This is a genomic window from Streptomyces sp. NRRL B-24085 (assembly GCF_001282115.1).
Classification (GTDB): domain Bacteria; phylum Actinomycetota; class Actinomycetes; order Streptomycetales; family Streptomycetaceae; genus Streptomyces.
On sequence record NZ_LJBR01000340.1, the window covers coordinates 1 to 9,120 of the forward strand.

7 protein-coding genes and 1 pseudogene are annotated in these 9,120 nt (G+C 71.7%); 3 read left to right on the forward strand and 5 right to left on the reverse strand.

The features are described from left to right. Positions 1 to 93: 93 nt before the first annotated feature. The 4 genes from AOJ26_RS31495 to pgsA form a co-directional block, all read right to left on the reverse strand. The gene (locus AOJ26_RS31495) at positions 94 to 636 is read right to left on the reverse strand and encodes a hypothetical protein (RefSeq protein WP_053851779.1); all 543 of its coding nucleotides are present in this window, start codon (positions 634 to 636) and stop codon (positions 94 to 96) included. Between the two features lie 278 nt (positions 637 to 914). Next, positions 915 to 2,084 carry a glycosyltransferase family 4 protein gene (locus AOJ26_RS31500; RefSeq protein WP_053851773.1) on the reverse strand — a complete coding sequence of 390 codons (1,170 nt, stop codon included), beginning with the start codon at positions 2,082 to 2,084 and terminating at the stop codon, positions 915 to 917. Beyond that, on the reverse strand, positions 2,081 to 2,998 hold the full coding sequence (locus tag AOJ26_RS31505) for a phosphatidylinositol mannoside acyltransferase (protein WP_053851774.1): 918 nt from the start codon (positions 2,996 to 2,998) through the stop codon (positions 2,081 to 2,083). Before AOJ26_RS31505 ends, AOJ26_RS31500 begins: the two co-directional genes overlap by 4 nt. After that, positions 2,995 to 3,756, reverse strand: coding sequence for a phosphatidylinositol phosphate synthase (gene pgsA, locus AOJ26_RS31510; protein ID WP_053851775.1), 762 nt, complete (start codon positions 3,754 to 3,756; stop codon positions 2,995 to 2,997). The genes AOJ26_RS31505 and pgsA overlap by 4 nt, the downstream gene beginning before the upstream one ends. A gap of 273 nt (positions 3,757 to 4,029) precedes the next feature. Here pgsA and AOJ26_RS31515 point away from each other — a divergent pair, with 273 nt between their 5' ends. Then, positions 4,030 to 6,228 carry an elongation factor G-like protein EF-G2 gene (locus AOJ26_RS31515; RefSeq protein WP_053851776.1) on the forward strand — a complete coding sequence of 733 codons (2,199 nt, stop codon included), beginning with the start codon at positions 4,030 to 4,032 and terminating at the stop codon, positions 6,226 to 6,228. A 206-nt stretch (positions 6,229 to 6,434) separates the two neighbouring features. Further along, positions 6,435 to 8,099, forward strand: coding sequence for a hypothetical protein (locus tag AOJ26_RS31520; protein ID WP_053851777.1), 1,665 nt, complete (start codon positions 6,435 to 6,437; stop codon positions 8,097 to 8,099). 139 nt (positions 8,100 to 8,238) lie between these two features. On the opposite strand, the gene AOJ26_RS31525 is transcribed toward AOJ26_RS31520, so the two are convergent. Next, complete coding sequence (locus tag AOJ26_RS31525; protein WP_053851778.1) at positions 8,239 to 8,799, reverse strand: HIT family protein; 561 nt, start codon at positions 8,797 to 8,799, stop codon at positions 8,239 to 8,241. Between the two features lie 67 nt (positions 8,800 to 8,866). On the opposite strand from AOJ26_RS31525, the pseudogene AOJ26_RS44620 reads away from it, so the two are divergent. Then, a pseudogene (locus AOJ26_RS44620) lies at positions 8,867 to 9,120 on the forward strand (hypothetical protein); the annotation flags it as partial.

Sequence of the window (9,120 nt, forward strand, 5' to 3'; positions counted from 1 at the left end):
CCCTCGCACCAGCCCCCTCACCCCGGACCGGAAAGCCGTGGAACTGCGGCGTGGCGGCACTTCGCGGCCACGTGCCCCCTGCTCGTCGCTGTCCTACGCGGCGCGGTCCACCAGGGCCGCGGGCGGTTCGTCGTCCATCTCGAAGGCCATCGGGAACGGGGCGTGGCCGGCCAGGCGGAACCAGCGGACCTTGCGGTGCTGGCGGAGTCGGCGGGCGGCGCCGACGGCGTCGTTGTGGAAGCGGCGGGCCATCGGCACCCGGCGCACCGCCTCGGTGAGCTCGTGGGCGGCCGCCTCTCCCCCGGGCGCCTCGCGCACCGCCTCCACCTGGGCCGGCTCCGCGAACACCGCCCTCAGCGCCTGGCTCAGCTCGCTCTCCGCGACCTCCCGCTGCTCCTCCTCGGCCTGCCGGGCGGCGTGTGCGGCCTCGTACAGCACGATCGACGCGGCCGGGTCGAGCACGCCCGAGGTGGCCAGTTCCTGGGCGACGGAGGCCCGGCGGAGCAGCTGCGCGTCCAGGCCCGCGCGCGTGGCGTCGATCCTGGCGTGCAGCCGGTCGAGACGGCCCGCGGTCCAGCTCAGGTAAAGGCCGATCGCGACGAGCGCGACGAGAATCCAGATGAGGGTGGGAGTCACGGGCAGCAAGGCTATCGGGGCGGATCGTCGCGGTACGGGGCAGGCACGAGAGTGGACGTGCGCGGCCGACGCACTCGGGGGTTCGTACGACACGGCGGTCGCGCCGGCTGTGCACCCGCAAGCCACGAGGCACCCGGGAGCGGCGGGTCAGCCGGTCCGTGGGCGGGCAGCCGGTCCCGCGTGCCGCCGGCACCGGTCAGCAGGGCCGGCCGTTCGCCGTAGGGGGCCGGGGCGGCGGCCCGGCACACACCGCCCGCGGTCCGCAGACGCGCCGGAGATCAGTCCCGGGCCAGCCCCAACCGCGCCCGCAGTCCCGGCCCCCGCTCGTCGTCCGCCGCAGCCACCGCCGCCGCTCCCGCCGTCACCGTCTCGTAGACCGACAGGATGTCCGCCCCGACGGTCGACCAGTCGAACCGGCGGACGTGCGAGCTGCCACGATCCCGCAGTTCGGCCAGCCTCTTCGGGTCGCCGAGCAGCCGTACCGCCGCCTCCGCCAGCGCGTCCGCGTCCTCGTTGGCGAAGAGTTCGCCCGCCGAGCCGTGGTCCAGCACCTGGGCGAAGGCGTCCAGGTCCGACGCCAGCACCGGGGCCCCCGCCGACATGGCCTCGACGAGGATGATCCCGAAGCTCTCGCCGCCGGTGTTGGGGGCGACGTACAGGTCGACACTGCGCAGGAAGCGGGCCTTGTCCTCGTCGCTGACCATGCCGAGGAACTCCACACGCGCGCGCAGCTCCTCGGGGAGCGACTCCACCGCCTCCTCCTCGTCACCGCGCCCGGCGACCAGCAACCGGGTCTGCGGGCGCTCGGCGAGGATCTTCGGCAGGGCCCTCATCAGGACCGGCAGACCCTTGCGGGGCTCGTCGATGCGGCCCATGAAGCCGATCGTGTCGCCCTGCCACTCGGGCTTCGGCTCGGCCTTGGCGAAGAAGTCGACGTCGACGCCGTTGGGGATCACCACCGCGTCGCCGCCGAGGTGTTCGACGAGCGTACGGCGGGCGTACTCGCTGACGGCGATCCGGGCGCTGATCTTCTCCAGGGCGGCCTGGAGGATCGAGTACGCGGCCACCATGACCCGCGAGCGCGGGTTCGAGGTGTGGAAGGTGGCGACGATCGGCCCCTGCGCGATCCAGCAGGTCAGCAGACCGAGCGACGGCGAGGACGGCTCATGGATGTGGACCACGTCGAACTCGCCGTCGTGCAGCCAGCGGCGCACCCGTGCCGCCGACAGGAAACCGAAGCTCAGCCTGGCCACCGAGCCGTTGTACGGCACCGGGACCGCGCGGCCGGCCGAGACGACGTACGGCGGCAGCGGGGTGTCGTCGTCGGCGGGGGCGAGGACGGACACCTCGTGGCCGAGGCGGATGAAGTACTCGGCGAGGTCGCGGATGTGGAACTGGACGCCGCCCGGCACGTCCCAGGAGTACGGGCAGACGATGCCGATCCTCACGGGCGGGCCCCGTCCGACGGCCGGGGTTCCAGGTCCTTCAGCCACAAACGCTGCAGCATGTGCCAGTCCTCCGGATGGTCGGCGATCCCGGTGGCGAAGGCATCGGCCAGCGCCTGTGCCATGACAGACGTCTTTTCGGCCCGCGTACCTGTCTCGGGCACCTCGACCGGGGGGTGCACCCTGCCCTGCATGACCGGCGAGTCGTCGTACCAGAGTGTCACCGGCAGCAGCAGCGCGCCCGTCTGCTGGGCCAGCAGGGCCGGGCCCGCGGGGATACGGGTCGCCTCGCCGAAGAACCGCACCTCGACGCCGGAGGACGACAGGTCCCGCTCGGCGACCAGGCAGACCAGGCCGCCGTCGCGCAGCCGCCGGGCCAGGGTGCCGAAGGCGGTGCCGCCGCTGTGCGGGAGGACCTCCATGCCGAGGCCCTCGCGGTAGGCGACGAAACGGTCGTAGAGCGTCTCGGGCTTGAGCCGTTCGGCGACCGTGGTGAAGGGCGTCTCCAGTTTGGTGGTGACCCAGGCACCGGCGAGGTCCCAGTTGGCCATGTGGGGCAGCGCGAGGATGACGCCCTTGCCGGCGGCGAGCCCGTCGGTGAGGTGGTGCAGGCCCTTGGGGTCGAAGCCGGTCTTGATGCGGTCCTTGCTCCAGGCGGGCAGCCGGAAGGACTCCATCCAGTAGCGCAGGTACGAGCGCATGCCCGCGCGGGAGAGCTCCGCGAGGCGCTCGGGGCTCGCGTCGGGCACCACGCGCGCGTAGTTGCTCTCCAGGCGGAGGACGCCCTCGCCGCGCCGCTTCCAGGCCAGGTCGGCGATGCTCCGGCCGAGGCGCACGGCGACCGGCTCGGGGAGCTTCTTGACCACGCCCCAGCCGAGGCCGTACAGGGAGTCCGTCAGCCGCTCCTGGGCGCTCACTTCGCGGCCTCGCTCCCCTGCTGCCGGGACTGCTCCCCGGCCACGTCCGGCTCGGCCCCGTTCGACCCGGCGGCACCGGAGGCGGCGTTGTCCGATACGGCGCCCGGCTCCCCCGCAGTCTCCTCTGCCTCCTCGGCCTCCGCCGACTCCCGGCGGACCGTGACGACCCGCTGGATCAGCGTGATCAGGCTGCCGACGGCGACGATCCACAGGGCGATCGGCAGCAGGTACTGGATGCCGGGGACACCGAACTTGTGCAGGCCCGCGAGGCCCGCCAGGGTGAGCGCGATCACCAGGCGTTCGGCGCGCTCCACCAGGCCGTTGACGGCGACCGGCAGTCCGATCGACTCGCCACGGGCTTTGGTGTACGACACCACCTGGCCGCTGGCCAGGCAGAAGATGGAGACCGCGCACAGGGCGATGTCGTCACCGCCACCGGCGTACCAGAGGGCGAAGCCGCCGAAGATGGCGCCGTCGGCGACCCGGTCGAGCGTGGAGTCCAGGAAGGCGCCCCAGCGGCTGGAACGGCCGAGCTGGCGGGCCATGTTGCCGTCGACGAGGTCGGAGAACACGAACAGCGTGATCACGACCGTGCCCCAGAAGAACTCCCCCATGGGGTAGAAGACCAGCGCGCCCGCGACCACTCCGGCGGTGCCCAGGAGCGTGACCGTGTCGGGGCTGACGCCCCTTCTGATCAGAAACGAGGCGAACGGAGTGAGAACACGCGTGAAGAATGCACGCGCGTACTTGTTCAGCATGGCCTTCCCGACGGTCGGTGTGGCCGGCTCGGCCCCTGCTGGCCACCGGCTGGCCCATCGTAGCCACGCACGCGCGTGGGCGACGGCCGGGCACCCGGAGCCCGTGTCACGGGCTCGCCGCTTCCTGGTCACGGCGCGATCGCGTCCGTCGTATGGACGCACCGTGACGGGAGTGGAAAGCTCGAAGGACCGCGGGCGTCACCGGAGCCGCACCGCACGCGGGTCCGCATGTCCGCGCCCACAGAGACCTCACCGTGCACGGGAGGCAAGGCCATGGGCGACAAGGCGAACGCACACCCCGGAGCCGCCGGCAGGGCAACAGCGGCCGACCACCCCGCGTCCGTACGGAATGTGGTGCTGGTCGGCCACTCCGGATCGGGCAAGACGACACTGGTGGAAGCTCTCGCGCTGACCGCGGGGGCAGTGAACCGGGCGGGCCGCGTGGAGGACGGCGGCACCGTCTCGGACTACGACGAGATCGAGCACCGGCAGCAGCGCTCGGTACAGCTCTCCCTGGTGCCCGTCGAATGGGACGGGTACAAGATCAACCTTCTGGACACCCCCGGATACGCCGACTTCGTCGGGGAACTCAGGGCCGGTCTGCGCGCGGCAGACGCGGCCCTTTTCGTCGTCTCGGCCTCGGACGGAGTGGACGGCTCCACGCGCATGGTGTGGGAGGAGTGCGCGGCCGTCGGGATGCCCCGGGCCATCGTCATCACGCATCTGGAGGCCGCGCGGGCGGACTTCGAGGAGATGACGCGGATCTGCGCGCAGGCCTTCGGCGGCGACGACCCGGACGCCGTGCTCCCGCTCTACCTCCCGCTGCGCGGCCCGCAGGGGCCCGACGGGCACGCGCCCGTGACCGGGCTGACCGGGCTGCTGTCGCAGAAGCTGTTCGACTACTCGTCCGGGGAGCGCAAGGAGTCCGAGCCGGGCGAGGACCTGCTGCCGGGGATCGAGGAGGCCCGCAACCGGCTCATCGAGGGCATCATCTCGGAGAGCGAGGACGAGACCCTCATGGACCGCTATCTGGGCGGCGAGGAGATCGACTTCAAGACGCTCGTGGAGGACCTGGAGCGGGCCGTGGCGCGCGGGGTGTTCCATCCGGTCCTCGCCGCCGCCCCCGCGGCCGAGGGCGCCCGGCAGGGGCTCGGCACGGTCGAACTGCTGGAGCTCATCACCGGCGGCTTCCCGACACCGTTCGAGCACCCGACACCGGGCGTCACGACCATCGACGGCAAACCGCGCGAGATCAAGGCGTGCGACACCGAGGGGCCGCTGGTCGCGGAGGTCGTGAAGACGGCGTCCGACCCGTACGTCGGCCGGATCTCGCTGGTACGGGTCTTCTCCGGGACCCTGCGCCCCGACGAGACGGTCCATGTCTCCGGGCACGGGCTCGCCGACCGCGGGCACGAGGACCACGACGTCGACGAGCGCATCGGCGCCCTGTCCGCGCCCTTCGGCAAGCAGCAGCGCCAGCTCTCGCACTGCATCGCGGGCGACCTCGCGTGCGTGGCGAAGCTGAGCCGCGCGGAGACCGGCGACACCCTCTCGGCCAAGGACGACCCGCTGCTCATGGAGCCGTGGGAGATGCCCGACCCGCTGCTGCCGCTCGCCATCCAGGCGCACAGCAAGGCGGACGAGGACAAGCTCTCGCAGGGTCTCGCCCGGCTGGTCGCCGAGGACCCGACCATGCGGCTCGAACAGAACCAGGACACCCACCAGGTCGTCCTGTGGTGCCTGGGCGAGGCGCACGCCGACGTGGCCCTCGAACGCCTGCGCAGCCGCTACGGCGTGCAGGTGGACGTCGTACCGCACCGGGTGCCCCTGCGGGAGACCTTCGCCGCCAAGTCGGCCGGGCGCGGGCGGCACGTGAAGCAGTCCGGCGGGCACGGGCAGTACGCCATCTGCGAGATCGAGGTGGAGCCGCTGCCCGGCGGCTCGGGCATCGAGTTCGTGGACAAGGTCGTCGGCGGCGCGGTGCCCCGGCAGTTCATCCCGTCCGTCGAGAAGGGCGTACGGGCGCAGGCCGCCAAGGGGGTCGCCACCGGCCACCCGCTCATCGACGTGCGGGTGACGCTGCTGGACGGCAAGGCGCACTCCGTGGACTCCTCGGACGCCGCGTTCCAGACGGCCGGGGCGCTGGCCCTCAGGGAGGCGGCGGCCGACGCGAGGATCCATCTGCTGGAGCCGGTCGCCGAGGTGTCCGTGCTGGTCGGCGACGACTACGTGGGCGCCGTGATGAGCGACCTGTCCGGGCGGCGCGGCCGGGTGCTCGGCACCGAGCAGACCAACGGCGGGCGCACGCTCGTCAAGGCCGAGGTGCCCGAGATCGAGATCGGGCGGTACGCCGTCGACCTCAGGTCCCTGTCGCACGGCACCGCGCGTTTCAGCCGTTCCTACGCGCGGCACGAGCCCATGCCGCCGCAGATCGCCGAGAGGATCCGTGAAGAGGCACGCGTCGCCTCGTAGTTGGGTCCGGGTGCCGCACAAGTGGCGTTCGGGGCCCCACGGGTGACGTTCATGGAACGCTCCCTTCCGAATCGGCGGGCGGCTTCGGCCGTCCGCCGATTAATGTCAGTGCGTACGGATACGCTGATGACCTGATCAACAGGTGTGCGAAGCAAGGAAGTCGGGAAGGCCGCAGTGGGTGAGTCCGGCGGCGATCGGGGGCGGGAATGACCGTTGACGGCGGTTACGCGGACATCTTCGGTCCGCAGGTGCCGCGCACGGGCGACGAGGCGCAGACGGCGACGTTCGCGCTGGCCTCGGCGGCCTATCGGGACAATCCGGTGGAGGAGATCCTCAAGGCCAACAACGAATGGCACGAGTCGGCCGTCAAGGGCGGCCGCAGGTGGGCGAAGATCTTCCGCCCCAACCTGGGCGAGGCGTTCTCCACGGCGGTGATCACCCGCATGCTCGGCGCGGGCCGCAAGCCGCTCATCCAGTCCTTCGGCGCCGAGCCGCAGGTCGTGGTCGAGCACTGTCTCGCGGCGAACAACATCCGCCGGGACCGGGACAACTGGCTGACCGCCGTCATGGTGCTGTGCGGGGTGCTCTTCCTGCCGGGGCTCCTGGTCTGGCTGCTGGTCTTCACGCTGCGCACCAACATCGCCAGGCGGGAGGACAACAAGCAGGCGGGCGCGTTCGCCACCGCGCTGCTCGTCGCGATGGGCGCGCTGGCCGTGCTCTTCCTGATCAAGATGCCGTTCGCCGGCTTCTGGGGCTGGTACGCACGCGCGTGCGTGGTGCTCCCCGTGGTCGGCTGGTTCTGGGCCAAGCAGATCTGCGAGCGCACCGCGAGGGATCTCCGGGAGCGCTGGGCCAGCCTCCTGGCCGGCAGCAGCGTGGGCGCCAAGGTGCCCGAGGCGGTGCCGAGCAACCCGGGCGAGACCGCGGCCGAGCAACTGCGCCAGTCCCTGGCCACGCTCAGCGCCGAGCAGCAGTCCAACTCGGTGTTCTACGCCGGCCCCAAGGGCATACTCGGCATGGGCACCCGGTGGGGCAGCTGGCAGCTCGCCGAGGACCTGGTGTCCGCCGACCCCACCCGGGAGATCCACCCCTTCCGCAGCTGGGACGTCATCCGCTCCATCCACGACCAGCTCCGCATGCTGGAACGCAACACGATCAACACCGGCGGCTTCCCGAAGCCGTCCATACGCCACTGGGTCGTCACCCCGATCGCGGAGGGCGCGAAGGAGGTCTCCCGGCCCGGCGGCACCGACGTGGACGCGTACCAGGTCAAGACCCACGCGATACAGGACATCTGCAACAAGCAGCAGTTCGGCGGCGGTGACCGGCACTACCTGGGCGTGCAGTGGACGCTGTGGGAGGGGCAGCTCGTCATCACCATGCTGATCACGGTGACCGTGCTGCACGAGACGCTGCGCATCGAGGTCACCGGGCACGCGCTCGGACCGGTGCACGGGCTGTTCACCTCGAAGCCCGCGGCCAAGGAGAAGGAGGTCGCCAAGCAGGTCAGGTTCTGGGAGACCAAGAAGATCAAGCTCCCGCTGGTCGACGCGGACGAGGTGGTCCGCCTCGCCGCCCGGGCGCCCCTGACCTGGTACCCGCCGCTGCTCAACTATCTCGGTGGCTCGCTCGCCCTGCCGGAGCCGTTCGGTCTGCGGCACGCCTGGGCGGACAAGCCGTGGCGGCACCGCTTCATGGCCGACGACGCGCTGCGCGCCGCGACCCCGGTGCTGCGGGTCGTGCACTCCGCGGCGATCCGGGTGCTCCAGGAGAACGGCGTGGACACCGAGAAGTTCGGCACGCGCGCGGGCTTCCTGAGCACGCAGGTCCAGGACGTGTCGCCGCGCAAGGCGGACGTCTACGACGCGTAGGCCTCCGGCGGTCGGGCGGGTCTGGGTGCGAGTGGGTCTGGGTGCCGGTCCCTGGGGGCTGCGCCCCCAGACCCCCCTTCGGCCTTGCGGCCTCGTCCTCAAACGCCGGACGGGCTGGAAACGCCGTAACCGGCCGGCATCAGACCGTCGGCCAGGCCTCCGCCAGCATCTTGCGGGTGTCGCCGAGGAGTTGGGGCAGCACCTTCGTGTGGCCGACGACCGGCATGAAGTTCGTGTCGCCGCCCCAGCGCGGGACGATGTGCTGGTGCAGGTGGGCGGCGATGCCGGCGCCGGCGACCGTCCCCTGGTTCATGCCGATGTTGAAGCCGTGCGCCCCGGAGGCCGTCCGCAGGGCCGTCATCGCCTGCTTCGTCAGCGCCGCGAGCTCCGCGGTCTCCGGCTCGGTCAGGTCGGTGTAGTCGGCCACGTGGCGGTAGGGCACCACCATCAGGTGGCCGCCGGTGTACGGGTAGAGGTTGAGCACCGCGTACACCAGCCGGCCGCGCCGGACGATCAGGCCGTCCTCGTCGGACTTGGCCGGAATCGAGCAGAAGGGGCAGCCGTCGTCGGCACCCGGGCCGGTCGGCTTGTTCTCGCCCTGGATGTAGGCCATCCGGTGGGGTGTCCACAGACGCTGGAACGCGTCCTGCGTCCCCACTCCCAACTGCTGCTCCGGCTCACTCGTCATGCAAAGCAGCATATGGCTTCGCCCGTTCGCGCCGTGTCGGCGGGGTTGTGCGAAAAGCGGCCCGGGTCAAGCTGGGCGGGTGGACGACGACAGCGGCACCCGCCCCGCCGGCAACGGGCAGGACCCCGACGGCAACGCCACCGACCCGATCCACGGCACGGGCGGCCACAAGAACCACGGGACGGGCGCGCACAAGAACCCCGGCACAGCAGATCGCAAGTACGACGGCACGGACGAACCCGAAACCCCCGGCACAACCCCTGACCAGGCCCCGGACACAGCCGGTCACCAGACCTCTGGCACAACCCCTCACCACACCCCCGGCACAGCCGC

Coding starts and splice junctions, on each gene's coding strand:
- AOJ26_RS31515 (WP_053851776.1), top strand. CDS start 4,030: ATGGGCGACAAGGCGAACGCACACCCCGGAGCCGCCGGCAGGGCAACA.
- pgsA (WP_053851775.1), bottom strand. CDS start 3,756: ATGCTGAACAAGTACGCGCGTGCATTCTTCACGCGTGTTCTCACTCCG.
- AOJ26_RS31520 (WP_053851777.1), top strand. CDS start 6,435: ATGACCGTTGACGGCGGTTACGCGGACATCTTCGGTCCGCAGGTGCCG.
- AOJ26_RS31525 (WP_053851778.1), bottom strand. CDS start 8,799: ATGCTGCTTTGCATGACGAGTGAGCCGGAGCAGCAGTTGGGAGTGGGG.